Genomic DNA, 25,744 nt, shown 5'->3' with positions numbered 1-25,744 from the left:
ACGGTGTTTCCCTATTTCAGCAATACATATTAATATTCATCATCTCGGAATCCGAAATCACGTAAATGTGTTGATTTATTGCGCCAATCTTTTTGGACCTTTACCCACAGTTCTAAATAGACTTTAGATCCTAATAGCATTTCGATATCTTTTCGTGCACGTGTCCCTACCTCTTTTAATAAGGCACCACGTTTACCAATGACAATGCCTTTTTGTGAATCACGTTCGACAATTATTGTGGCAGCTACATGAATTTTATCATTATTTTCTTCATCACGACGGATTTTATCAATAACAACTGCAATTGAATGAGGAATTTCTTCACGTGTTAAATGTAACACTTTTTCACGAATAAGCTCAGAAATGATGAAACGCTCTGGATGATCCGTTATTTGGTCTGCAGGGTAATATTGTGGTCCCTCTGGTAAATATTTTGAGAGTGTGGCCAATAAATTTTCTACGTTATTGCCTTGTAAAGCTGAAATAGGAATAATCTCAGCAAATTCATAGCGTTCCTTATAGCTCTCAATAATTCCAAGCAGTTCATCTGGGTGAATTTGATCGATTTTATTGATAACAAGGAATACTGGCGTAGAATTTCCAGCCAACATTTCAAGTATAAATTCATCACCTTTGCCAAGCTTCTGCTCAGCATTAACCATGAACATAATGACATCCACTTCACGCAACGTATTTTTGGCAACCTTTAACATGAAATCGCCAAGTTTATGTTTTGGCTTATGGATACCTGGTGTATCAATAAAAATCATTTGGCTATCAGTTGTTGTCAGTACACCTTGTACTTTATTTCGTGTTGTTTGTGGTTTATCACTCATAATCGCAATTTTTTGGCCAATGACACGATTCAAAAATGTCGATTTACCAACATTGGGACGCCCGATAATGGAGATAAAGCCTGACTTGTAGCCATTTTTAGTTTCCAGCATTCTCTAAATCCTCCGTTGTAAATGCAAACGGTAATAATTCGCCAACAGACGTTACCGTAACATCACCTTTTAAATTCGTTAAATAAACAGGCATAGTCGGTGCGCAAAATTCCATCATCACCTGACGACATGCTCCACATGGTGCACATGGACCGTCTGTATCTGCAACAATGGCAATGGCCTCGAATTCATAAGTACCTTCTGACACAGCCTTAAAAAATGCTGTACGTTCAGCACAGTTCGTCATACTATAGCCAGCGTTTTCAATATTACAACCGTGAATAACCTCTCCGCCCTTCGTTAAAAGAGCCGCTCCTACTTTAAATTTCGAGTACGGAACATATGCTTTTTCACGCGCTTTTTTAGATTCCTCTAGTAATGCATGCATATCAATTGTCATCTATATTATTTCTCCCTCACGTTAGTATGATATGGTTACTTAATTTTCATATCAGACACTCACTCCTATTAAAACCATTTTGGTAGGAAGATGAGTAATCCGATTATAGCACTGAATAGCGCAAATACAAGCACAGCACCTGCTGCGATATCTTTTGCCTGCTTGGCGAGTGGGTGCTGTGATGGGGAAGCTAAGTCCACTACCCTCTCTATAGCTGTATTGATCATTTCCAATGCAAACATTAGTGCTATTAATAGTAGCACAATATACCATTCCGTTCGAGACAAACCTGTAAAATAACCAGCCAGCACGACAATGACTGCACTCATAATATGTGATTTAAAATTTTGTTCTTTACTTGCAGTTACGATGCCTTCAAACGCATAGCCAAAAGATCGCAAGTATTTACGAAAATCCATTTAGTCTCGTCCTAAACCAAAAGTTTGTAATATTTCATCTTGCTTTGTAAACATTACTTTTTCCTCTTCTGGCTCCATATGATCATAACCGAGTAAATGTAAAAAACCATGAACAGCTAAAAAACCTAATTCTCTTTCGAAGGAGTGATTATACTCCTCTGCCTGCTCTTTTGCACGATCTGTTGATATAATAATATCTCCTAGTATACGGGGCATTCCTTCAAAAGTTACAGCCATTTCACCTTCGCCTAGTTCCTCTAATGCAAAGGAAATGACATCGGTTGGTTGATCTTTCCCGCGATATTCGCGGTTTATGTCTTGAATTGCCTCATTTGTTACAAACGTCACAGAAACCTCTGTTTCTGGCTCAATGTTTTCTACACTTGCTGCATGCTGCAAAAGCTTCTCTACAAGCTCTGTATGCTGTGCCGCCACTTCATTTGTTTCATCTGTAAAATCAATTGTTAAAATCATAGATCCTCCTACTTATCTGCCTTTGGATATTCAATACGTGAATGGAAAATTCCGTTCAACGTTTCGCAAAGTACTCTCTCTATACATTTTAACTCTTTTATTGAAATATCGCATTCATCAAACTGGTTATCTTGTACTCGATCGTCAATAATAGCTCGTACTAGCTTATGAATTTTCTCCGCATTCGGCTCTTTCATTGAACGTACTGCTGCCTCTACACTGTCTGCCACACTTATAACCGCGGCTTCCTTCGTTTGCGGTTTCGGGCCAGGATATCTAAACGTAGTCTCATCAAAGGATTTTCCTTGCTCTTTCGCTTTATATAAGAAAAATTTTAACAAACTTGTCCCATGATGCTGCAACGCAATATCAATGATTTCCTGAGGCATTTTGTAGCGTCTTAACATGTCAGCCCCGTCAGTTGTATGCGCAATGATAATTTCCGCACTTGTTTCAGGTGGCAAAGAATCGTGTGGATTAATACCCGACATCTGATTTTCAATGAAAAAAGCTGGTCGCTTTGTTTTCCCGATATCATGATAGTAACACCCCACTCGGGCTAGTAAACCATCTGCTCCTATTTCTTCACAGGCAGCTTCAGCTAAGTTTGCTACCATCACACTATGATGATATGTTCCCGGTGTTTCCATTAGTAATTTTTTTAATAATGGATGATTCGGATTGGATAGCTCAATTAAACGCAAAGACGATAATAAACTAAATGCTGATTCAAAGAATGGTAAAAGACCCATTGTCAATGCTCCTGAAAGCAAGGCGGATAACATAGCTGCAACAAAGTAAAACACTAATTCTGGTAAACCATAGGATGATTGTGTCATTAATAAATAGAAGGCGATAAAAGCCATATTTACAAGGGAGATGACCCCAACTGCCTGTAAAATATGTGAGCGCTTCTCAACACTACGCAAAAAGAATAAACTTGCAAACCCTCCGAAAATGATATAAAGCGTAATTTCCATTTGCATAACGGATGAATAGCCTTCTTGAAAAATAACCCCAGCCGAAGCAGCAGTCATCACTGTAACGAGCACAGCTGCCCGTTCATCTGCCAACAAGCGCACGAGCATCGTAGCCAATGCTGTTGGGAAAAGAAAGGCAATAGTCACATCAAAACCGCCAGAAACTAAGCTAATAAATTTCATTAGCAAGATGGACAAACTATATACAATTACTGTCACTAACAATGCATTTCGTTTTTTTCGTTCGTTAGCCTCCCAACGCTCGAATAAAATATACATAAACACCATTTGTAGCAGCGTTAAAATAATGAGCCCTGCAATCGGTTTTAAGGATGCTTGATTACTGATCATCCCTAAAAGCTCTAATTGTCGAAATGCCTCATTATCAATAATCTGTCCTTCCTGCACAATAATTTGCCCTTGTAAAATTCTTGTAGGCTCTACACTTTCTTTCGCCTGTTCTTTTCTTATTTTCGTTTGTTCTTCGTTAACTGTTTCATTTTCAATAATGCTTGTACGGCCCATTAAAACAACCGTATTGAATATTTTATCTGGATACCCTCGTTGTCCTCGAATCTTCGTCTCAAAGTCATTTTGGGCGACAAAGACATTTTCAGGTCGAATAGACTTTTGTAAGTATTCCTCTACTGTTTTGGATAATTGGATGCTTGTTCTATTTAAATCCTCTTCGCTCTGCACTAATAGTCCTTCTAGCTGTGAATCCGTAAAGATTAGTGGCATTTGATCTTCATCGATTGATTCAAATTTTTTACGAAGCTGTGCTACTTGATCGGCAATTGCAATAGGTTCCTTACTATTCGCCACATCTTTTTTTACCTCAAGTACGTAATCAAATAACGATGTGACAATCGCTGCTCTTTGCTTGGCGACATCCTCCGAAAATTGATAGACTGGACCTACTGCATTTGCGGCTTTTTCCCGCTCTTGCTGCGTCTTGTAGGTGTCTTCTATCGTTTTAGTAGATCGTACGGTTTCAGGCGCAAGCTGTAATGGTTTGAAATCATATGTAACTCCTTTAACATTGCCATACATAAATCCAAATTGTAGGCTTCCTGTTAAAATGAGAATGATGATAATAAAGTAGCGAAAACCGATTAGCTCTGTAAATTTTCGAAGTTGTTTCTCCATCTGGCACCTCCTCTATCTACCTACTATCATACCAATTCAACATACATTTTTCTCGAAAAATGTATAAGAAAGCAAAAAACAGCTATACAAATTTGTATAGCTGTCACAGTTTTTTTCTTATTTCGATCATTTCCGTAAATTGGACTTTCACTTGAGAAGCCGATTTTATTTACCCTGTTGCCCCTGTTGCTATGCTTTCAGGGCAGGCTTTAGAATTGCCATCGCAAGTCTAAAGTTGTTGTTCTTCGTACGCTTGGATGATCTTGGCCACTATTGGATGGCGGACCACATCACCTTGTTCTAACACTTGGAAATGGATTGATTTTACATATTTTAATGTACGTTCAGCAACGATCAAGCCAGACTCGGTATTTTTAGGTAAGTCGATTTGTGTTTTATCACCTGTGATAACCATTTTCGAACTAAAACCTAGTCGAGTTAAAAACATTTTCATTTGTTGGTGAGTTGTATTTTGTGCTTCATCTAAAATAACAAAAGCATCATCTAATGTACGGCCACGCATATAGGCCAATGGAGCAATTTCAATTGTTCCTCGTTCAATCAGCCGTTGTGTCTGTTCAGCCCCGTAGATGTCATTTAAAGCGTCGTAGAGAGGTCTTAGATAAGGATCTACCTTTTCCTTTAAATCACCTGGAAGGAACCCTAGAGACTCTCCTGCTTCAACTGCAGGGCGAGTTAAAATAATACGCTTTACATGTCCATTTTTAAGTGCCTGCGTTGCCATGACTACCGCTAAATACGTTTTCCCAGTACCGGCTGGACCAATACCAAAAACAACGTCTTTATGACGGATTGCTTGTATGTATTCTCGTTGACCAATGGTCTTTGCACGGATTGGTTTACCTTTTGTCGTGCGTGCTATTTCTTCATCATAAAGTTCTGCAAAATATTCAATGGTACCTTTTTGTGCCATTTCAATAGCTGTAGTTACATCACGTTGATCAATATTAATTCCTTTGCGAATGACCTTCAATAATGCATGCAGCAGAAATGTTGCCTGTTCCTTAGCACTTTCCTCACCCGCAAGTTGAATTTGTTCACCACGGGTAATGATATGAACATTAAGTGCTTCTTCAACTAGCTTCATATTTGCATCGGAAATACCGAGTAGCATAACCGCTTCGTTTGGATTATCCACTTGTAATACAGTTAACTGTTCTGACATAATCATTCTCCTTGTAGGCCTTGTATTGGACTTGCAATGTTTTCATTGACTAAAAATAGAACTTTCCCTTCAACTGTACCATTACCCCACTTTGCCTGTAAAAGGTTTTCTTTCTTGATAATTGATTTTGCTGGTAACGAACGTATTACTTTCTCATGAAGGAGAGGGATGAGTAATGACTCGATTTTCGATTCATCAAGCTCCACTTGCATAGTTTTCGTTTGCTGTTCCTCCACAATTGAAACGTAAGAGTCTAGCCAATTCGGTAAATCCTTTTTTTGTACATAATCAACTTTTTCTTGATGAATACCTTTCACCAATACCCGCCATTGCTTTTGTTGCAATGTTTCCATTGTAATTTTTGTAGGGATTTTAAATGTACATTCGAGCCAATAATCTGCAAAAACCTCGCCCTTTGCCCCAACAAAGACATGATCTGTACCACTTTCAATTACTCCGCTGACGAGGACATCTCCTTCATAGGCCGTATCATTTACTGAAATTTTCCTTTCCCCATTCTGGATATTAAAATGAGTAATTACACCGCTTTTCGTTGCTACTAATTGGGAGGCCAATTTCTCATTCGTCTGCTTCGTTTGTTTAGGCGATTCCTGTGGTCTTAGTACCACTCGTCCGCCATTCTTTTCAATATGCACCCACGATAGCTCTCGATGCTGCTCTAATAGCTTTTGTCGTATAACGGTATTAGAGGGTAATTTTTTTTTAGTAAGTGGTGTTTCTATTTGAAAAGTATCTTGAAAGGTTTTACCTAAACGATACTCCAGTTCTGGTGTAGCTGCTTCAATGTCTACTTTCCATATCACTTGAGCACCCAATATAGGGATGGCGATCATCAAAGCCAAACCAAGCAAAGTCCAAATTTGAGCTCGAAAAACTTGCAGCTCATCCGCATAAAAAACAGCCATTTTCAAGCGAAAACGTCTACGAACACGGCGAATCTTTGGTAAATAATGCATCGTTGTTTCAAATGAAACCTCTTGTTCTTTGAAGACAACACGCTTTAATGGAACATGTTGAGCGTGCAATGCTTGAATAAAAGGATGAACATTTTCATGGCGCTTTATACGTATAATGACTGGCCGATTATTCCACATTTTAGCTCACACCCATATTCTTTGTCATTTTCATATGAATCTCTTGTAAATTTTCAACAGAGAGATGAAGCATATCTTCTTTTAGCGCATTAATCGTCACCAAGTCCGCAGTCACAGTAATATGATAATCTGCATAAGCAAACGAGCATGTCGTTGCATCAGCATGAATAAAACGGTAAGGTCCAATGATTTTTAATGATTCATATTCTGACAATTCAAGTAGTGGCGTTAATTGAAATAATTTTTTCATAAAAAATGCCTCCTTCTTCGGCAATATATGCATCGAAAAAGGAGGACATGCTAGTTATTTTCTTTTTGCTTTTGGAGGACCTAATATTTCGGCCATTACCACAGCCTGTATGAGTGCTTTTTTAGATTTAGGAAGTTGAAAAGTAGAATGAGTCCCAGGTACTTTCACTTCTTCTTTCCCGGCAGCTAAACGTCCTTTTTGTTCTCGGATAGACGACCGTTTTGGCACATCAGCTGGGATGACAGGTGGCGCAACATAACTTGGAACTTCCTTCTTCACTTGTTCTTCGACCAATTTCTTAGACTCTTCAACCTTCTCTTTTTCCGGAATCCAATCCCCTATAAACTCTCGAGCAAAATCTTCAAAACTCTGTGGTTTTCGATTACGCTGTGGCGTTTCTTCCAGAACAGTTGGCTCTACATGTGTATCCTTATTATGAAAAGGAGGCATCTGTTTTTGTGGTTTTTTATTTTTTGATTTTCCGAAAATAGAGCTGACTATGGCAATTATTGCAAAAATAATTAATTGTTCCATAAGTTAGTTCCGCTCCTTTCCGTTTTTAGGCATTTGGTTCGTTTGTATCTGATTTATCATTGCTTACTTTTGAAATGGAATCACGCATTGCTGTATCTGCTTGAATGTTACGATAGTTCATGTAATCCATAATTCCAAGATTACCTGAGCGTAATGCTTCTGCCATTGCTTGTGGTACTTCTGCTTCTGCTTCTACTACTTTCGCTTTCATTTCTTGAACACGGGCAATCATTTCTTGCTCATTCGCTACAGCCATTGCACGACGTTCCTCAGCTTTTGCCTGGGCAATGTTTTTATCTGCCTGCGCTTGCTCAATTTGTAATTCTGCCCCAATGTTTTTACCAATATCTACATCGGCAATATCAATGGATAAGATTTCAAACGCTGTCCCTGAATCCAAACCTTTTGATAAAACTGTTTGTGATATCATATCTGGATTTTCAAGAACTGTCGTATGACTAGAAGCGCTACCAATTGTAGAAACGATCCCTTCACCTACACGGGCAATAACCGTTTCTTCACCAGCACCACCGACTAAACGTTCAATGTTTGCGCGCACTGTAATACGTGCCTTCGCTTTTACTTCAATCCCGTTCATAGCAACACCTGCAATAAATGGTGTTTCAATGACTTTTGGGTTAACAGACATTTGTACAGCTTCTAATACATCACGCCCCGCTAAATCAATTGCCGCACAACGTTCAAATGTCAACTCGATATTTGCACGGTGGGCTGCGATTAACGCATTGACAACTCGGTCTACATTACCACCCGCTAAATAGTGACTCTCAAGCTGATTAATCGTTACAGGTAAACCTGCTTTATGTGCTTTAATCAACGGATTAACGATTCGAGACGGGATAACACGACGTAAACGCATCCCAATTAATGTGAAAATACTAACACGGACGCCTGCAGCAAGTGCAGAAATCCATAGTGCTACTGGTACAAAAGTAAAGAATATCGCTAGCACGATGAATAAAATAACCAGTCCTGCGATGGGACCAATTAAAGCTAAATCAAAACCCATTTTCTATTCCTCCATCTCTTTTTCTGTTTGTCTCACGACAATGCGCGAGCCCTCGACTTTAATAATTTCTACATGTTTATTTGCATCGACATAGCCGCCTTCTGATACAACATCAATGCGTTCACTGCCAAGAACCATTGTACCCGATGGACGTAACGGCGTAAGCGTAGTCCCCACTTTTCCTAACAGTTCTGTGCGATTGACGTTGGATACATAACCCTCTTCTGTCGTAGTAGCATCCATTAACACAAGCCTGTTTAAGACATGCAGTTTTTTTCCGAAAAATTTCATCAGAATCACCATTCCTATAATCGCTATCACAAGCGCAATGAGAATTGCTATTATCATTTGCATTATATTTGCACCTGCCAGTAATAAACTTAGTATTATGAGCACACCACCTAAAATACTGACAATTCCACCAGGAACAAAAAACTCTGCAATCACAAGTACTAAACCAACAATAAATAACAATAAAGATTCATAGCCAGCAAAGCCCGCAACCATGTGTCCAAAGAAAAACAAACCAAGTGCTGATAACCCCATTATACCTGGAACTCCAAACCCTGGCGAATAGAGCTCCATGACAAGACCGAGGCTTGCAATGGATAGTAGAATCGGGACAATGATAGGGTTCGTAATAAAACGAGCCAATTTCTCAGAGAATGTTGGTTCGATTGAAACGACATCACTACCATCTAAGTCTGTTTTCTCTAAAAGCTCCTGAAAATTTTTCACGGTACCTTCTGAGTATTTGACTTTTAACGCCTCCGAGGCTGAGAGTGTCAATAAGTTCTTTCCCTCCGCACGATACTCAGGCAATTCATAATTGGTGTCAGCCATCGCTAAAGCATACTTTGGATCACGACCCGATGTTTCTGCTGCTGCTGACATTTGCGCAAGCCAAGCACTATTGGCTTTTAAATCAGCTGCATTTCCTGCTGAATCGATGACTGCTGCTGCACCGATAGTTCCATTTGGCACCATGTAGATTTCATCCGCATGTAAGGCTAAAAAAGCACCTGCTGAATGGGCATCCTTATTAATAAAAGCAATCTTCCGTTTATCTGTTGCATCCATAAGCATGGCAATATCACTTGCAGCATTCACAAAGCCGCCAGGCGTATGTATTTCTAAGATAATCGCTTCTGCATTATTTTCTTCAGCCTCTTTAAAAGCTCGTTCTAAAAATGCGTGAAGTCCTCGCTCTACTTCATTATGAATAGGAACGTGGTAAACCTTACTGCTTGCAAAAGCCGAAGTTAATGGAAACGCTAACAAAAAAGTCATCCATATCACTAGTAAATAGCTGAGGATTCTCCGTTCTCGCACCTTTTTCCCCTCCCTTCTAACATGCTTCTCCTCTGTATATACGGTCGATCATGTAAAAAGTTTCACAAATATAAAAAATTATTATGAATACATGTAAATGTGGATTATAAAACTCAGTATTTCACAAAAAAGCCGAATGAATCTACTTGATATCCATTCGGCTTTTTCATATGTACGTAAATTGAGCAATGTAAAATACCTGAAATTAATCACGGAAATGATTAATTCCAGGTATATCTTTGTCTGCTCAGTGAATCATACGATTGCGTGTTATGAACGTAGGGATTTTTAATGGGAAATTAAATTACCACTTACGTTTACGTGCAGCTTCTGATTTCTTTTTACGTTTAACGCTAGGTTTTTCGTAGAACTCGCGCTTTCTAACTTCTTGAATTGTACCACTTTTTGATACAGTACGTTTGAAGCGGCGAAGAGCATCTTCAAGCGATTCGTTTTTGCGAACGACAGTTTTTGACATCTCTCTTTCCCTCCCTCCGAACACACGTCAATACACAATTAGGCAGTTAACCTTCTGTTGTGTACTAAAAAATTATATCGTATTGTCTAATAATGGTCAATAGAAAGTGTACGAAAATATCAAGTGAATTTTTGGTTTTATTTTTGTTTGAATTATACAAGCACAATTAGGTCACAATAGAAATCATTCCATTTTCAAAACAAATAAGAATTTAACAGAAAAGAAGTTATCCCTTCGTCACCCTATCATAGCCAACTCTTGCAATATTGGTGGTATTAGCACGTATTTTATATGATTTTATGTAAGTCTTCACCTAACTGTTTACTTTACATTAATTGCATAGAGGAGAACAAGATGAATACTTTTAAAAATACTTTAAATCCTCCAAAAATTCTCGTACTGGGGTTTGCACTTATTATTGTAATTGGGACGTGTCTTCTCACACTGCCTCTTGCCACCGAGGATGGGAAGGGATTATCTTTTTCAGACGCATTATTCACCGCTACTTCTGCAACTTGTGTAACGGGATTAATTGTTGTCGATACAGGTGATTCATTTTCTTTTTTTGGAGAAGTTGTAATATTGTTTTTAATCCAAATTGGTGGTTTAGGATTTATGACGTTTGCGACGTTATTATTTTTACTGCTCGGGAAAAAAATATCTTTAAAAGAAAGATTGTTGTTAAAGGAATCATTCAATAATATCTCCATTGCTGGTCTTGTTAAATTAGTGAAAAGAATACTGTTCTTTACTGTAATTATTGAAATAATTGGAGGTCTTATTTTAGCCATTCGTTTTTCCTTTGATATGCCTTTAGGTAAAGCCATTTACTTTGGTTTTTTTCACGCCATTTCTAATTTCAACAACGCGGGCTTTGATCTAATGGGCGGCTTTAATGGCATGACAGCCTATGTAGATGACCCAATTGTTGTAGTTACAATTTGTATCCTCATTACATTGGGCGGGCTAGGGTTTATCGTAATGAATGAATTGTTTGAATATCGTGTTACCAAAAGACTTTCCGTTCATACAAAAATTGTCTTATTCACAACAATTCTCTTAACGTTTAGTGCTACAATTTTGATATTTTTGTTTGAATATGGAAACCATAAAACACTAGGTCCGTTATCACAATGGGGCAAAGTGCTAGGCTCACTTTACCAAGCTGTTACGCCTAGAACAGCGGGTTCCAATACACTGGCTATTGGTGACTTAACACATTCTACATTATTCTTAATGATTCTTTTCATGTTTATCGGAGCTGGATCTGGTTCCACTGCCGGTGGTATTAAAATAACGACCTTCGCTGTTTTAGTTGCTACAATGTGGTCTCAAATCAGAGCAAAAGAAGATGTTGTTCTATTTAAACGCCGAATTGTTCACGAAACGATTTACAAAGCGTTGACGGTGACAATGTGTGGAATGATGATTGTCGTTTTCGTCACTATTTTACTTAGCATTTTGGAACAACGACATAGCTTTATGATGTATTTATTTGAGGCTACCTCTGCATTTGGTACTGTCGGGCTTTCTATGGGGCTAACGCCAGAGCTATCCCCAACTAGCCGTCTTCTTATTATTTTGACAATGTTCGCAGGGAGACTCGGTCCTTTAACCATTGCCTTTGCTATTACAAAACGACGGAAGGCAGAGGCCTTTCGCCATCCAAAGGGAAATATAATGATTGGTTAATTTAAATTAGAGGAGTGTGCTATGTAAGATGGCTATTAAACAATACGCCATAATAGGTTTAGGAAGATTCGGCACAAGTGTTGCTCGCAGACTACATGAAGCTGGGCAGGAAATACTCGGAATTGATATTAACGAAGAAAGAGTTGAGGATGCAGAACCCTATGTTACCCATGCTGTAGTAGCTGATACAACAGAGGAAAAAGCCTTAACCTCCCTTGGCATAGGAAATTTCGATTGTGTTATAGTAGCAATTGGTAACGATATGCAATCAAGTATTTTAACTGTATCTTTATTAAAAGAGTTAGGAATCAAAAAAATTATTGCCAAGGCACTTGGTAAAAGACACGGGCAAGTTTTGGATAAAGTGGGTGCTGATTGGATTATACACCCTGAACGAGATATGGGAGAGAGGGTGGCGAATCAACTATTGTCGCCAAATATGCTTAATTACATCGAATTGTCTAAGCAATACAGTATAGAAGAAATTATGATTCCTCCGAAAATGGCCGGGCAAAATCTGCGGGACTTAGATTTGCGTGCGAAATATAACGTTAGTGTTATTGCCATTGTTCGAGAAGGAGAAATCATTATTTCCCCTTCCCCTGAGCAAAACATGGAACAGGAAGATATATTAGTGATGATTGGCCATCGAAAAGATCTCACTTTTTTTTCAAACATACAATAACAATAAAAAGGCTGTTTCAAGACCCCTTGATACAGCCAGCCACTTTTTCTTAGAAGATCTTCTGTTGATCCCTATCGTCTTTTAAAATTTCTACGGCCTCTCTAAAACGCTGAGAATGGACAATTTCACGTTCACGTAAAAACTTCAAACTGTCATTTAAATCGGTATCATCTGATAAATCAATAATCCATTGATAGGTGGCACGTGCTTTTTCCTCTGCCGCAATATCTTCATATAAATCAGCTATTGGGTCCCCTTTTGCCTGAATATAAGTTGCTGTAAATGGCACACCAGAAGCATTTTGATAGAATAAAGCTCTGTCATGATTTACATAATGGTCCCCTAATCCAGCTTCTTTTAGCATTTCTGGGGTAGCATCTTTTGTAAGTTTGTAAATCATCGTAGCAATCATTTCTAAATGTGAAAATTCCTCTGTCGCTATATCTGTTAACAAACCAACCACTTTATCAGGAATCGTATAGCGTTGATTCATATAACGAAGTGCTGCTGCTAATTCCCCATCAGCTCCTCCATATTGTTCAATTAAAAATTTAGCAAGCATAGGGTTACAAGTACTAACCTTTACCGGGTATTGAAGTTTCTTTTCATAATACCACAAGAATAAATTCCTCCTAATTATATGTTATACTTGCCACGGCCATGGGGTATCAATCCAATTAAAAGGATAATCTGAATAACTTCTTCCAAAATTCATTAGCGGACCGAATTTTTGTTCAAAGTTAACTTTGAGCTTCATGCTTTTTTCAGTGTTCTCATTAAATTGTTGAATGGCATCGTAATCGTGTGGATGTGTGTCTAAATAGAGGTTTAACTCAACGATAACGAAATCAATTGCCTGTATTTCTTCAAGGAGGGTATAAAATTCAGGCGGCATCTTTTTAGTCATGCTTCATCCCTCCTTTTGATTGGAAATGGATATGGGCTAAATAATTGTGGCCATAGCGTTCCCGCCATAAGAGCTTCTCTTGGGGTTTGGAATTGGGGTAGTCCAGGTGGTTGAAAACCCATATATAATTGTGGTGGGGTAGCATAATACTTTACTTCTATGGGCTTACAGGGATCAAAGGGACTACTATAGGGCTTCCAATACTTATATTGTGTAAACATGACATCCTCCTTTCTTTATTCAAAATCATCAGTGGAGTATATGTGATGGTACAAGGTATTATTCTAAATGCCAAAAGAAGCCACAAGCTTCATGCAAAGCTAGTGGCTTCTATATATAAGAAAATACTTAATAATTAGAATCTGCGATTAAACCATTCATTATGGCCACGCCTGAGCTTGCGCCAATTCGAGTTGCTCCAGCTTCCACCATTTTTTTCATATCCTCTAAACTGCGAACACCACCTGAAGCTTTAACACCAAGATCAGGACCTACTGTTTTACGCATAAGAGCAATATCTTCAGCAGTTGCGCCACCAGTAGAAAAACCAGTAGATGTTTTTACATAGTCAGCACCTGCTGCCACAGCAAGCTCACATGCTTTCACTTTTTCCTCGTCTGTTAATAAACATGCTTCAATGATGACTTTCACAAGTGCGCTACCTTTAGCTGCTTCCACAACTGCAGCAATATCAGCTTGTACAAGATCGTAATTTTTATCTTTTAACGCACCAATATTAATAACCATATCTACTTCATTAGCACCGTTTGCAATTGCATCTTTTACTTCAAATGCTTTAACAGCTGGTGTATTGGCACCAAGAGGGAATCCAATAACCGTACAAACTAACACGTCTGAACCTTCTAATAATTCGCTACTGTGTTTAACCCATGTTGGATTTACACATACAGAGGCAAAGTTAAATTGCTTCGCTTCTGCACATAGTTTTTCAATTTGCTCTTTTGTTGCCTCAGCCTTTAATAATGTATGATCGATCATACGTGCAAAATTTTGTTCCATTGTTAAACGCTCCTTCATTAAGCAAGATGTACGTACCTCTTCGAATCATACCATTTTTTCACGTTGGCGTCTAATTTCTTTCTATATTAAATGATTACTGGTGTTATCCTTGTGAAATTAGCTTTTGTTATTAATCGGTAAATGATCCTAACCATAAAGCAATGATATCTTTAAACAACCCAAATCGTATAGTTTACCTACTAACAAAACAATTTGCCCCTATATAAAGAGCGATAAATTCGTTCACAAAAAAAATCTTATAAGTATTGATTTTAAAAGGATTATGTTATCATAAATCACGTATCTAAAATAAGTACACTACAAAATAATTTAAATGTGAAGAAACACAAGGCAATGTGAAGTTGAAAGGATGATATAAATTATGAGTAACGAGCGATCAAAAATCGTGAGTTTCCATACTCTAGGTTGTAAAGTGAACCATTACGAAACAGAAGCCATTTGGCAATTGTTTAAAGAAGAAGGCTATGATCGGACTGAATTTGATCAGCAAGCGGACGTTTATGTCATTAATACATGTACAGTTACTAATACTGGAGATAAGAAGTCACGTCAGGTAATTCGTCGAGCAATTCGTCAAAATCCTGATGCGGTTATCTGTGTAACGGGATGCTATGCACAAACTTCCCCAGCAGAAATCATGGCAATTCCTGGAGTCGACATAGTTGTTGGAACGCAGGATCGCACAAAATTACTTGGTTATATTGACCAATATCGCTCGGAACGTCAACCGATAAATGCTGTACGTAATATTATGAAAAATCGTGTGTATGAGGAATTAGATGTACCCGCATTTACAGACCGTACACGTGCTTCCTTAAAAATACAAGAAGGCTGTAACAACTTCTGTACATTTTGTATTATTCCGTGGGCACGTGGCTTAATGCGTTCTCGTGATCCACAAGAAGTATTACATCAAGCACAGCAATTAGTAGACGCAGGCTACCTTGAAATAGTCTTGACAGGTATTCACACTGGTGGCTATGGTCAAGATTTAAAAGATTATAACCTTGCCCAGTTATTACGTGATTTAGAGGCCAATGTAAAAGGCTTAAAACGTCTTCGTATTTCGTCCATTGAGGCTAGTCAATTGACGGATGAAGTCATTGAAGTATTACGTGATTCTAAGATTGTTGTGAATCATTTACACATTCCAATTCAATCTGGCTCAGATACAGTGTTAAAACGAATGCGTCGTAAATATACAATGGAATTTTTCGGTGAACGTTTAACGAAATTACATGAGGCTTTACCGGATTTAGCTGTCACATCTGATGTAATCGTCGGTTTCCCAGGTGAAACAGAAGAAGAGTTTATGGACACATACAATTTTATTCGCGATCATAAATTCTCTGAACTACACGTTTTCCCATTTTCTCCGCGTACAGGAACTCCGGCTGCACGTATGGAAGATCAAATTGATGAAGACATCAAAAATGAACGTGTACACCGACTCATTTCTTTAAACGATCAACTAGCTAAAGAGTATGCTTCTCGTTTTGAAGATCAAGTGCTAGAAGTCATTCCAGAAGAATTTGTGCATGATGGCAGTGAAGAGGAAGGGCTTTTAACGGGCTATACAGATAATTACTTAAAAGTAGTGTTTGAAGGTCCTGAAAGTCTTATTGGACAACTTGTAAAAGTAAAAATTACACAAGCAGGCTATCCACACTCACAAGGACAATTTGTACGTGTTTTAGAGACAGTTAATTAATTTGAGAAGGGGTTGCCTGTTAATATAGGCAACCCCTTTTATTGGTAGAATTTAATTTTTAGTTAAACTTTAAGTGTTAGTTTTATTATTAGTTCTGTTCCTCAACTAGCGATTATTAAGGGCTAGTTGGAGGCGTAAGTCCTAAAAGAACAGGAGTTATTACACTACTACCAGCGCCAAGGCGGATTTGTTGAACTTGCAATACTTTTACAGTTAAATCTAATACAATTTTTTCACGCAATGTGCTAAATGTCCCTTCAGGTGCTGCCATCCTTGGTGAAAAATCAAGTTCAAAGAAGTTTGCTGCTACTAATTCACCATATGGTTGCTCATTGTATTTAACGAGATTTTGGAAGAATGCCTTATCTAGGCGAGCATCCATTTGGGTAACTTCATTAAGGAAGTTCGCTTCCGCAAACTCAGAAATTCCTAAGATTGGTGTAGAGCCTCCAATCGTTTGTGGGAAAGTAAGATCTGTAAAACCAGAAAACGGAACATCAGCAATTCTATCTCGTAGTGCCCCATTACATGCTGATGAAGCATATTCGATATTTTTACGAATATGTCCTGCAACAAACAATTTAGCTCTTGTTACTCTAAAGAAGTCAGTGCCAGCAATTCGTGCAAAGCTAACTGGTACCAGTTTCACTTGATTTAGGAAGACATGCTTTTTCACTCTTTTGATTTCAGTTGCTGCAGGAGTAAGCGTAATATCTGACTCCACAACGATTTGAAGTGTTGGTTCTGCAAGTACAACTGGTACTTTTATAGTTGGTGTCGTAACCGGTGTAGTGATTACTGGCGTAATCTCACTACTTAATGGTATTTGTTCAGTTGATGCTACTGGACAAGGTATGATTTGATTTTCTAATTGATCACTCAAAAAAAATCCCTCTTTTCATTTTTTTATTATTTGAGAGCTCTCCTATCGCTAGAATATGTAGCAATTAAATCTATGCATGGACGTATATATTAGTTTTTTATTGATTTTAAATAGGAATTTTTGAGCTGTGCGAAAAGAGTTCAATTATCTTCCAGAGCATGGGCTGCCATATAGGACTCGAATTTTTTGTACTTGTAGCATATGGATAATCAATTCTAATACTATATTCTGACACAAATGATTGGAGGAAATTACTGATTCATTTGACGTATTAGGAAACGTATACTCAATATTTTGCTGTATATAGCCTTCTATAAATAAATTCCCCTTTAATGCTGTACATGTTCCATTTCCCAATGATTTGGATAAATGAATAGGTACAAATCTACAATCGGTAAGCACTACCTTATTTGAGATCTCTTTCACCCCTACAATCCCTTTATCAAATTCAATAAACTCTTCAAGACATATTTCAATTTTATATTCCCCGACTACAACGGGAACTCGAATATGTATAAAGTGATCAATAGATGAAGAATTGATTTCTCCTTTTTCAATTGATTGCGGGTTATGTAAAGGAAATACAACTGATTTAAACGGATGATGCTGCAGATTATTTTTATCATTAGTATCCATCTTCATTAAAGAAATCATTTGATTAATGTTTGAGTGAACCAAACGACAATCAGGATACTCAGGATAATCCGTTATCGTATGGAAAAGCTTAGTCTCAAATTGAGGAGTTAAGTTATCGTTTAAATCAAGAAATTCAAATGTAGTATTTTGAGTATTTTCACCACAAATAGGAGCATGGAGAAAATCTTTGATCTCTACATAAGTAGAAAACGGACTTTTTTTGGTAATGGAGCACACTTCCCCTTGTACTGACTTTGGAATAGAATTATTTTTCTCCAAATCCGTAGTATCATCAAGATGCATTTTATTTTCAACTTCGGATTCAGCATTACTGAAAAATTTACGATTACTGTCTGATTGAACTGCTAAATCTTGTTCTTCCACATGAGTCTCATCACTATCAGAGGAAAGTTCGATTTCGTCCTCAACAGTCGTTTCTATAAGTACGGGTAGATGCTCTGTTAAAGAAGATTCCTCTGCGGAGTTCTCATCGATAACTGAGAGTTTTTCGGTTTCTTCTTCATCATTCGTTTTTGCTGGTACGGGGTGGTGCGTTGTTAAAGGGGATTCCTCTACAATGATCTCATCACTGTCTAGGGAATGTTCAATCACTTCCTCAACATTCGTTTCTGTAGGTACTGGTAAGTCTTGTTTAGAAGCTAATTGAGCTGCTAAAATTGTTTCATCTGTATATCTTGTTTCATCTTCTTTTATACCAAGTAGATGATTGCTTTCATCTCCATCACATGGAGGTTCTAATGGAACTTCGTCATCTATGTTAGTTTGATACGTCCAATCCATGTATTTATTTTGTTTAGAGGAGACTTCCCTCATCTCTTTAAAGTTAATCCATGGAGTTTTCATTCGTTCACTCCCCAAATATATTTTGACAAATAACGTACAACATAAAATTTTATTTCTTTTTTAATCGGTTATTAGCTATATCTTCTGTTTCGAATATGTTAGGTACTTACATGATGAACGACGTTATTTAATCGAAAGATTGCCATACTACTTACCATTCATATTATGCATTTTTTTTACTTTTGTCACAGTCCTCCTACATGGACACGGCCGATGTCTTTTAACATGCAAAAAAGCAGTTAAAAGTTCGAATAAATCGAACTTTCAACTGCCAACTAAAATATTGATATTATATCTGAGCCTTCTTATTACCGTCTTTGTTCCTCTAAATATACAAGGTTAACAAGATTCAGTAGGAGGAGGCGTAATAACTACAGGAGTGGCTGGTGGAGTAAGCCCTGGAAGAACAGGCGTTACTACACTACTGCCAGCGCCCAAACGGATTTGTTGAACTTGCAATACTTTTACTGTAAGCTCTAATACTATTTTTTCACGCAATGTGCTAAATGTTCCTTCAGGTGTTGCCATCCTTGGTGAAAAATCAAGTTCAAAGAAGTTTGCTGCTACTAATTCACCATATGGTTGCTCATTGTATTTAACGAGATTTTGGAAGAATGCCTTATCTAGGCGAGCATCCATTTGAGTAACTTCATTAAGGAAGTTCGCTTCCGCAAACTCAGAAATTCCTAAAATTGGTGTAGGGCCTCCAATCGTTTGTGGGAAAAATAGTTCCGTGAAACCTGAAAATGGAACGTCAGCTATTCTATCCTGAAGTGCCCCATTACATGCGGATGAAGCATATTCGATATTTTTACGAATATGTCCTGCAACAAATAATTTAGCTCTTGTTACTCTGAAGTAGTCAGTACCAGCAATTCGTGCAAAGCGAACTGGTACCAGTTTCACTTGATTTAGGAAGACATGCTTTTTCACTCTTTTGATTTCTGTTGCTGCAGGACTTAACGTAATATCCGACTCTACAACGATTTGTAATGTTGGTTCTGCCAGTGCAACTGGTATTTTAATAGTTGGCGCCGTAACTGGTGTAGCAACTAGTGGCGTAAAATCATTCGATAGTGGTATTTGTTCAGTTGATGTTACTGGACAAGGTTGATTCTGATTAACAAATTGTTCACTCAAAAAATCTCCTCATTTCAATTTATAGTTTTAGTGAGCTCTCTATGCTAGAATATGTAGCAATAAAATCTATGTATGGACATTGAACTTGTTCTCTTATATATTTTGGTATTTATGAGCTTGAGATTTTACGCCTTAGGCCTTTGAGTATGTCGATATTGAATTTGCTGTATTGAAATTTTACATAATGGATTTATAAGGTTTAATGATTCTTTTTATATCCCATAAAAAAAACCACTTAAAGTAATATAAGTGGTTTTCTCCAGCACAAGTGTGTCAGATGTCTCTCTGACAAAAGTTATTCAAATTCATAGGATATGGCTGACAACGCATACAGTGGCGCTGTTTCTGCACGTAAAATTCTCGGCCCTAGTGACATGGTTTGAGCCCCTGCTTGTAACAAGGACTCTGACTCTTTACGGGAAATCCCACCCTCTGGACCAAATATAATAAGCATTGATTTTGACTTTTTATCATACTCATTTTTTAGCTTGTCCGCAAATCTAGTGCGTTTTTCAGCTTTTGCATCCTCTTCGTCTGCGATAAAAACGGAGTCAAATTGGTCTATTTCTTGTAACAATTGTTTAAATGTAACGGGTTCATACACTGCTGGAACATGAGTACGATGAGCTTGTTCCGCTGCCTCTTTAGCAATTTTTTGTAATCGTTCCTGCTTTTTTGCCCCTTTTTTCTTGTCCCATTTCACAATAGAACGTTCAGCATCAAATGGCAGTAAGGCAAACATCCCAAGCTCTGTCGCTTTTTGAGTAATCAGCTCTAGCTTATCGCCCTTTGGTAAGCCACAAGCTACTGTTACTTGAATAGGTAACTCTGGTGAAGGTATGGTTTGGCCAGTTGATTCGACCATCACCTCATCACCTTCAAATCCTTCAATCGTACAAATAAAAGCGGTATTTTGTGCCACAACAACGATTTGATCGCCTTCTTTCATGCGCATCACTCGCTCAATATGTCGTGCATCTTCTCCACTAATACGTGCATTCTCTATGGCTGTTTCAATAAAATAACGTTGCATGTTCCACAGTCCTTTCTAGCAAGAAGAGAAAACGCCAAATCATAAGCACACAGCTCACAATTTGGCACTTCCTCCGTCAAGTTATAGTGGACGACGGGCAATGATCGCTACCCAGTCTTCCATTAATAATACTTCTTCAATCACAAAGCCTGAAGCTTCCAATGCTACTTTGACATCATCGCGTTTGGCACCGATAATACCTGAAGTGACATATAACCCACCTGGTTTCACAATTGTAAATGCATCGTCAGTGAAGGACATAATGATTTCGGCCAAAATATTTGCGACAACCACATCTGCTGGTTCTTTTACAGTGTCTAATAAGTTGCCATGGAAGACAGCTACCTTGTCTTCAACTTTGTTCAGGGCAACATTTTCTTGTGCAGAGCGAACTGCTACCTCATCTAAATCAAGGGCATGCACATTTTTAGCACCCAGTAGTGCTGCGCCAATTGACAATACACCAGACCCTGTACCAATATCAACAACCGTATCCCCTTCTTTGATGACCTTTTCTAGTCCTTGTAGACACATCACCGTAGTTGGGTGTGTTCCTGTACCAAATGCCATACCAGGATCTAACTCAATAATTAATTCATCTGTTGAGACAGGTGAATATTCCTCCCAAGTTGGGACAATGGTAAAGCGTTCAGAAATTTTGACAGGATGGTAGTATTGCTTCCATGCAGTTGCCCAATCTTCCTCATTGACTTCAACAATGGATACTACATTTTCACCAATATCAATGTTAAAGTTCGTTAGATTAGTGATGGCTGCTTTAATTTCCTCGACAGTTTCATTTAAGAAACTAGACTCTGATAAATAAGCTTTAACAATTACTCCATCTTTCGGGAAATCCTCTTCATTTAGCGCGTAAATTTCACCATATTGATCTTCACGTGGCTTCGCAAATTCTGCAGAATCTTCAATGACAACACCACTTGCTCCTGCTTCATGCAAAATATTTGAAATTGCTTCTACCGCATCATTTTTTGTATGAATGGATAATTCTGACCACTTCACGTAGCTCTTCAGCTCCTCTAATTATTCACCTTGGAATTTTTTCTTAATTTTATCGAATAGTGAACTACCTTGCTCTTCAGGGATATCGCCACTAATTTCTGCAAATTCTCGTAATAATTGCTTTTGTTTTTCAGTTAATTTCTCTGGTGTCATGACCTTCACGGTTACATACTGGTTACCCATACCATAGCCATGAACATTTTTCACACCTTTATCTTTTAAACGGAACTGAGCACCTGACTGTGTTCCGGCTGGAATTCGTAGTTTTACTTTGCCGTGAACAGTGGGCACTTCAATTTCATCTCCAAGTGCTGCTTGTGGGAATGTCAATTTTAATTCAAAGTAAATATCATCCCCATCACGTTCAAATTCATTATGACCTTGAACACGGAACATAATATATAAATCCCCTGCTGGGCCACCGTTTATACCTGGTTCACCTTGACCTGATACACGGATTTGTTGGCCATCATCAACACCAGCTGGAATTGATACTTTAATTTTCTTGCGCTTTTGCACTTTTCCTTCGCCACGACAAGTCGAACATTTTTCTTTAATAATCTTACCTGTACCATGACATGTTGTACATGCACGGCGGTTCATCATGCGACCAAAAGGTGTGTCCACCGCTTGATTGATTTGTCCAGCACCATTACATGTCGAACATGTTTCAGGCTGCGTACCAGACTTTGCTCCTGAACCATGACAAGTCTCACAAGTTTCATCTTTAGGAATTTCGATTTCTGTTTCTTTCCCAAAAATAGCTTCCTCAAATTTGATGTTCATGCGATATTGCAGGTCATCACCTTTGCGTGGCGCATTTGGGTCCTGACGGCGACCACCACCGCCAAAGAATGAACTGAAAATATCCTCGAAGCCGCCAAAGCCGCCGCCGCCGCCAAAGCCAGCATTTGGATCTTCATGACCAAATTGGTCGTAGCGTGCTTTTTTCTGATCGTCACTTAATACTTCATATGCTTCAGCGATTTCTTTGAATTTTTCATCTGCACCCTCCTCTTTATTAAGGTCAGGGTGATATTGCTTTGATAGTTTACGGTATGCTTTTTTGATTTCATCTTTCGTTGCTGATTTTGTTAGGCCAAGCACCTCGTAATAATCGCGTTTCTCCATGATTCACACTCCGCTCTGTTTGCATAAAATCTATTGTAACATGCAGTCGATAAAACTGCCTTATTTTTCGTGTAATTGCTTTATTTTTACTTCCTAGCAGTGTTAACGTATGCAAGTATTCTTTAAATGGTCCCTTTTCGTAAGGTAACCTTACATCATGACAAAAGCCAAAGCCGCAAGCGGTCTTTGGCTTTTTCACTTTACTGTGCTTTTAATTCTTATTTATCGTCTTTTACTTCTTCGAATTCAGCGTCTACAACACCATCATCTTTTTTTCCAGCACTAGCGTCTGCTTCTCCGCCTTGTGCTGCTTGAGCAGCTGCTGCCGCTTGTTCATAAACTTTCATAACTAAAGGCTGTAAAATACCTTCTAATTTTTCTTTTGCTGCTTTAATACCGTCTAATTCGCCAGCTTCAAGCGCTTTTTTCAATTCATCACGAGCGTCTTCCACAGATTTTTTCTCATCTTCTGTAATTTGCTCACCTAGGTCAGTAATTGTTTTATCCACTTGGAATACTAATTGGTCTGCTTCGTTGCGAAGATCTGCTTCTTCTTTACGTTTAGCATCTGCATCAGCATTCGCCTCTGCGTCTTTTACCATGCGTTCAATTTCTGCCTCTGATAAACCTGAATCAGATTGGATAACAATAGTTTGTTCTTTGTTTGTACCAAGGTCTTTCGCTTTTACAGATACAATACCATTTTTATCAATATCGAAAGTTACTTCGATTTGTGGTACACCACGTGGAGCTGGTGGGATATCCGCTAATTGGAAGCGACCTAATGTTTTGTTGTCTGCAGCCATTGAGCGTTCACCTTGTAGTACGTGAATATCTACTGCTGGTTGGTTGTCAGCTGCTGTAGAGAATACTTGTGATTTAGAAGTTGGGATTGTTGTGTTACGGTCAATTAACTTTGTAAACACGCCACCCATTGTTTCGATACCAAGTGAAAGCGGTGTTACGTCAAGTAATACAACGTCTTTCACATCACCTGTTAAAACGCCACCTTGTACCGCTGCACCCATTGCAACAACTTCGTCAGGGTTTACACCACGGTGAGGTTCTTTGTTAGTTTCTTTACGTACTGCTTCTTGTACTGCAGGAATACGTGTAGAACCACCAACTAAAATAACTTGGTCAATTTCAGATGTTGAAAGTCCTGCATCAGATAATGCTTGACGCACTGGACCAACTGTACGATTTACTAATGGTAATGTAATTTCATCGAATTTCGTACGTGTTAAAGAAATTTCTAAGTGTAATGGACCTGCTTCACCTGCTGTAATGAATGGTAAAGAGATTTGTGTTGAAGTTACACCAGATAAGTCTTTTTTCGCTTTTTCAGCTGCATCTTTTAAACGTTGCATAGCCATTTTGTCTTTTGATAAATCAATGCCGTTTTCTTTTTTGAATTCAGCAACTAGATATTCGATAATTGCGTCGTCGAAATCATCCCCACCTAGTTTGTTATCACCAGCTGTTGCTAAAACTTCAAAGACACCGTCACCTAACTCAAGGATTGATACGTCAAACGTACCACCACCAAGGTCAAATACTAATACTTTTTGATCTTGATCTTTTTTATCTAAGCCATAAGCTAGCGCAGCAGCTGTTGGTTCGTTGATGATACGTTCTACTTCAAGACCAGCGATTTTACCAGCATCTTTTGTTGCTTGGCGTTGTGCATCGTTAAAGTAAGCAGGAACTGTAATAACTGCTTTCGTAACTTTTTCACCTAGATAGTCTTCTGCATAACCTTTTAAGTATTGAAGAATCATAGCAGATACTTCTTGTGGTGTGTACTCTTTATCTTCCACTGTTACTTTTTCAGCTGTACCCATTTTTGATTTAATAGAAATGATTGTGTTTGGGTTTGTTACTGACTGGCGTTTTGCCACTTCACCAACTTGACGTTCGCCATTTTTAAATGCAACAACAGATGGTGTAGTACGGTTGCCTTCTGGATTCGGAATTACTTTTGGTTCGCCACCTTCAAGTACAGAAACGCAAGAGTTTGTTGTTCCTAAGTCAATACCAATAATTTTGCTCATTAAAATTTCCTCCTATTATTTCAACGCAAGGGATGCGTTTTCTCACTAATTTTAATTGATTAAATAGTGCTATGACTATTCGTTCACAGATACCATTGTTGGGCGTAAAACACGATCTTTTAAGATATATCCTTTTTGTAGCTCGCGTACGACTACACCCGTCTCTTTTTCACTATCCTGTTCCTGCATGACAGCTTGGTGGATATTTGGATCAAATTGCTCACCTTCTGCTTTAATTACTTGCAAGCCTTCTTTTTCTGTTGCTTCTAGTAACGAGCGATACACCATTTCAATTCCTTTAATAATAGATGCAGTCTCTTCAGAAGTTGTCTCCACTTGTAAAGCACGCTCAAAATTATCAAGGACTGGTAATAAATCAGATAATAAGCTTTGCGCTCGGTACTTTTCAGCAGCCTCACGATCCAGTTGTTGACGACGACGCAAATTATCGAAATCTGCGCGTAAGCGTAAGTGTCGATTTTCCTCGTCATCTAGCTTAGCTTGTAATTCAGCAAGCTTCGCCTCATATTGTTCTTCAATTGATAATTCAACTTCTTCTTGAACCTCAGTTTGTGCTACTTCCTCTGCTGTCTTTTCAGCTTGGACATCTTCTTGTACTAGATCTTTGTTTTCAGTTGTTTCCGTCACTT

At 38.3% G+C, this 25,744-nt stretch carries 27 protein-coding genes; 3 read left to right on the top strand and 24 right to left on the bottom strand.

All coding sequences use genetic code 11. The features are described from left to right. Nucleotides 1-29: 29 nt before the first annotated feature. The 12 genes from era to rpsU all read right to left on the bottom strand — a co-directional run bounded on the left by era (nucleotide 30) and on the right by rpsU (nucleotide 10,294). Entirely contained in the window at nucleotides 30-947 is a 918-nt protein-coding gene (gene era, locus AO843_RS01180; RefSeq protein WP_054609326.1) for a GTPase Era, read from the bottom strand. Continuing rightward, nucleotides 934-1,347, bottom strand: coding sequence for a cytidine deaminase (locus tag AO843_RS01175; protein ID WP_082389354.1), 414 nt, complete (start codon nucleotides 1,345-1,347; stop codon nucleotides 934-936). Before AO843_RS01175 ends, era begins: the two co-directional genes overlap by 14 nt. A gap of 68 nt (nucleotides 1,348-1,415) precedes the next feature. Beyond that, nucleotides 1,416-1,766, bottom strand: a complete 351-nt coding sequence (locus tag AO843_RS01170) for a diacylglycerol kinase family protein (RefSeq protein ID WP_054609325.1) — start codon at nucleotides 1,764-1,766, stop codon at nucleotides 1,416-1,418. Continuing rightward, the gene (gene ybeY / locus AO843_RS01165) at nucleotides 1,767-2,240 is read right to left on the bottom strand and encodes an rRNA maturation RNase YbeY (protein ID WP_054609324.1); all 474 of its coding nucleotides are present in this window, start codon (nucleotides 2,238-2,240) and stop codon (nucleotides 1,767-1,769) included. Nucleotides 2,241-2,248: 8 nt separating this feature from the next. Beyond that, nucleotides 2,249-4,369, bottom strand: coding sequence for an HD family phosphohydrolase (locus tag AO843_RS01160; RefSeq protein WP_054609323.1), 2,121 nt, complete (start codon nucleotides 4,367-4,369; stop codon nucleotides 2,249-2,251). A 229-nt stretch (nucleotides 4,370-4,598) separates the two neighbouring features. Then, the gene (locus tag AO843_RS01155) at nucleotides 4,599-5,555 is read right to left on the bottom strand and encodes a PhoH family protein (protein ID WP_054609322.1); all 957 of its coding nucleotides are present in this window, start codon (nucleotides 5,553-5,555) and stop codon (nucleotides 4,599-4,601) included. Between the two features lie 2 nt (nucleotides 5,556-5,557). After that, complete coding sequence (locus AO843_RS01150) at nucleotides 5,558-6,670, bottom strand: sporulation protein YqfD (protein WP_054609321.1); 1,113 nt, start codon at nucleotides 6,668-6,670, stop codon at nucleotides 5,558-5,560. 1 nt (nucleotide 6,671) lies between these two features. Continuing rightward, complete coding sequence (locus AO843_RS01145) at nucleotides 6,672-6,920, bottom strand: hypothetical protein (RefSeq protein WP_054609320.1); 249 nt, start codon at nucleotides 6,918-6,920, stop codon at nucleotides 6,672-6,674. A 54-nt stretch (nucleotides 6,921-6,974) separates the two neighbouring features. Further along, nucleotides 6,975-7,454, bottom strand: coding sequence for a hypothetical protein (locus AO843_RS01140; protein ID WP_054609319.1), 480 nt, complete (start codon nucleotides 7,452-7,454; stop codon nucleotides 6,975-6,977). A 25-nt stretch (nucleotides 7,455-7,479) separates the two neighbouring features. After that, nucleotides 7,480-8,484: a flotillin-like protein FloA gene (gene floA, locus AO843_RS01135; protein WP_054609318.1), complete on the bottom strand. Its 1,005-nt coding sequence runs from the start codon at nucleotides 8,482-8,484 to the stop codon at nucleotides 7,480-7,482. Between the two features lie 3 nt (nucleotides 8,485-8,487). Beyond that, nucleotides 8,488-9,816 (bottom strand): NfeD family protein, encoded by a 1,329-nt coding sequence (locus AO843_RS01130; protein ID WP_054609317.1) that lies wholly within the window; start codon nucleotides 9,814-9,816, stop codon nucleotides 8,488-8,490. 304 nt (nucleotides 9,817-10,120) lie between these two features. Beyond that, nucleotides 10,121-10,294 (bottom strand): 30S ribosomal protein S21, encoded by a 174-nt coding sequence (rpsU, locus tag AO843_RS01125; protein ID WP_004227078.1) that lies wholly within the window; start codon nucleotides 10,292-10,294, stop codon nucleotides 10,121-10,123. Nucleotides 10,295-10,648: 354 nt separating this feature from the next. On the opposite strand from rpsU, the gene AO843_RS01120 reads away from it, so the two are divergent. Further along, nucleotides 10,649-11,986 carry a TrkH family potassium uptake protein gene (locus AO843_RS01120; RefSeq protein WP_054609316.1) on the top strand — a complete coding sequence of 446 codons (1,338 nt, stop codon included), beginning with the start codon at nucleotides 10,649-10,651 and terminating at the stop codon, nucleotides 11,984-11,986. Nucleotides 11,987-12,014: 28 nt separating this feature from the next. Further along, nucleotides 12,015-12,671 carry a potassium channel family protein gene (locus AO843_RS01115; protein WP_054609315.1) on the top strand — a complete coding sequence of 219 codons (657 nt, stop codon included), beginning with the start codon at nucleotides 12,015-12,017 and terminating at the stop codon, nucleotides 12,669-12,671. Nucleotides 12,672-12,720: 49 nt separating this feature from the next. Here the strand turns inward: AO843_RS01115 and AO843_RS01110 are convergent, their stop codons facing one another. The 4 genes from AO843_RS01110 to deoC form a co-directional block, all read right to left on the bottom strand. Beyond that, nucleotides 12,721-13,290 (bottom strand): manganese catalase family protein, encoded by a 570-nt coding sequence (locus AO843_RS01110; protein ID WP_031417041.1) that lies wholly within the window; start codon nucleotides 13,288-13,290, stop codon nucleotides 12,721-12,723. A 24-nt stretch (nucleotides 13,291-13,314) separates the two neighbouring features. After that, complete coding sequence (locus AO843_RS01105; RefSeq protein WP_054609314.1) at nucleotides 13,315-13,578, bottom strand: spore coat protein CotJB; 264 nt, start codon at nucleotides 13,576-13,578, stop codon at nucleotides 13,315-13,317. Then, on the bottom strand, nucleotides 13,575-13,799 hold the full coding sequence (locus AO843_RS01100) for a spore coat associated protein CotJA (RefSeq protein WP_054609313.1): 225 nt from the start codon (nucleotides 13,797-13,799) through the stop codon (nucleotides 13,575-13,577). Before AO843_RS01100 ends, AO843_RS01105 begins: the two co-directional genes overlap by 4 nt. 127 nt (nucleotides 13,800-13,926) lie before the next feature. Beyond that, complete coding sequence (deoC, locus tag AO843_RS01095) at nucleotides 13,927-14,598, bottom strand: deoxyribose-phosphate aldolase (RefSeq protein WP_054609312.1); 672 nt, start codon at nucleotides 14,596-14,598, stop codon at nucleotides 13,927-13,929. Nucleotides 14,599-14,980: 382 nt separating this feature from the next. Between deoC and mtaB the strand changes: the two genes are divergently transcribed. Continuing rightward, nucleotides 14,981-16,330 carry a tRNA (N(6)-L-threonylcarbamoyladenosine(37)-C(2))-methylthiotransferase MtaB gene (gene mtaB / locus AO843_RS01090; RefSeq protein ID WP_054609311.1) on the top strand — a complete coding sequence of 450 codons (1,350 nt, stop codon included), beginning with the start codon at nucleotides 14,981-14,983 and terminating at the stop codon, nucleotides 16,328-16,330. A 115-nt stretch (nucleotides 16,331-16,445) separates the two neighbouring features. Here the strand turns inward: mtaB and AO843_RS01085 are convergent, their stop codons facing one another. From AO843_RS01085 to grpE, 8 genes are all read right to left on the bottom strand, one after another. Next, nucleotides 16,446-17,213, bottom strand: coding sequence for a CsxC family protein (locus tag AO843_RS01085; protein WP_054609310.1), 768 nt, complete (start codon nucleotides 17,211-17,213; stop codon nucleotides 16,446-16,448). Nucleotides 17,214-17,357: 144 nt separating this feature from the next. Then, nucleotides 17,358-18,713 (bottom strand): BC_2427 family protein, encoded by a 1,356-nt coding sequence (locus AO843_RS01080; protein WP_054609309.1) that lies wholly within the window; start codon nucleotides 18,711-18,713, stop codon nucleotides 17,358-17,360. A gap of 339 nt (nucleotides 18,714-19,052) precedes the next feature. Beyond that, entirely contained in the window at nucleotides 19,053-19,853 is an 801-nt protein-coding gene (locus AO843_RS01075) for a CsxC family protein (RefSeq protein ID WP_054609308.1), read from the bottom strand. A 295-nt stretch (nucleotides 19,854-20,148) separates the two neighbouring features. After that, on the bottom strand, nucleotides 20,149-20,886 hold the full coding sequence (locus tag AO843_RS01070) for a 16S rRNA (uracil(1498)-N(3))-methyltransferase (protein WP_054609307.1): 738 nt from the start codon (nucleotides 20,884-20,886) through the stop codon (nucleotides 20,149-20,151). Nucleotides 20,887-20,967: 81 nt separating this feature from the next. After that, on the bottom strand, nucleotides 20,968-21,909 hold the full coding sequence (gene prmA / locus AO843_RS01065; protein ID WP_054609306.1) for a 50S ribosomal protein L11 methyltransferase: 942 nt from the start codon (nucleotides 21,907-21,909) through the stop codon (nucleotides 20,968-20,970). 21 nt (nucleotides 21,910-21,930) lie between these two features. After that, nucleotides 21,931-23,040: a molecular chaperone DnaJ gene (gene dnaJ, locus AO843_RS01060; RefSeq protein ID WP_054609305.1), complete on the bottom strand. Its 1,110-nt coding sequence runs from the start codon at nucleotides 23,038-23,040 to the stop codon at nucleotides 21,931-21,933. A 218-nt stretch (nucleotides 23,041-23,258) separates the two neighbouring features. Beyond that, complete coding sequence (dnaK, locus tag AO843_RS01055; RefSeq protein WP_054609304.1) at nucleotides 23,259-25,094, bottom strand: molecular chaperone DnaK; 1,836 nt, start codon at nucleotides 25,092-25,094, stop codon at nucleotides 23,259-23,261. Nucleotides 25,095-25,169: 75 nt separating this feature from the next. Beyond that, entirely contained in the window at nucleotides 25,170-25,742 is a 573-nt protein-coding gene (gene grpE, locus AO843_RS01050) for a nucleotide exchange factor GrpE (protein WP_054609303.1), read from the bottom strand. Between the last annotated feature and the right edge of the window lie 2 nt (nucleotides 25,743-25,744).

Origin of the sequence: Lysinibacillus sp. ZYM-1, assembly GCF_001308875.1 — a bacterium.
Classification (GTDB): domain Bacteria; phylum Bacillota; class Bacilli; order Bacillales_A; family Planococcaceae; genus Lysinibacillus.
The sequence above is the reverse complement of the archived record's forward strand: the minus strand, read 5'-3'. Positions and strand labels throughout refer to the sequence as shown.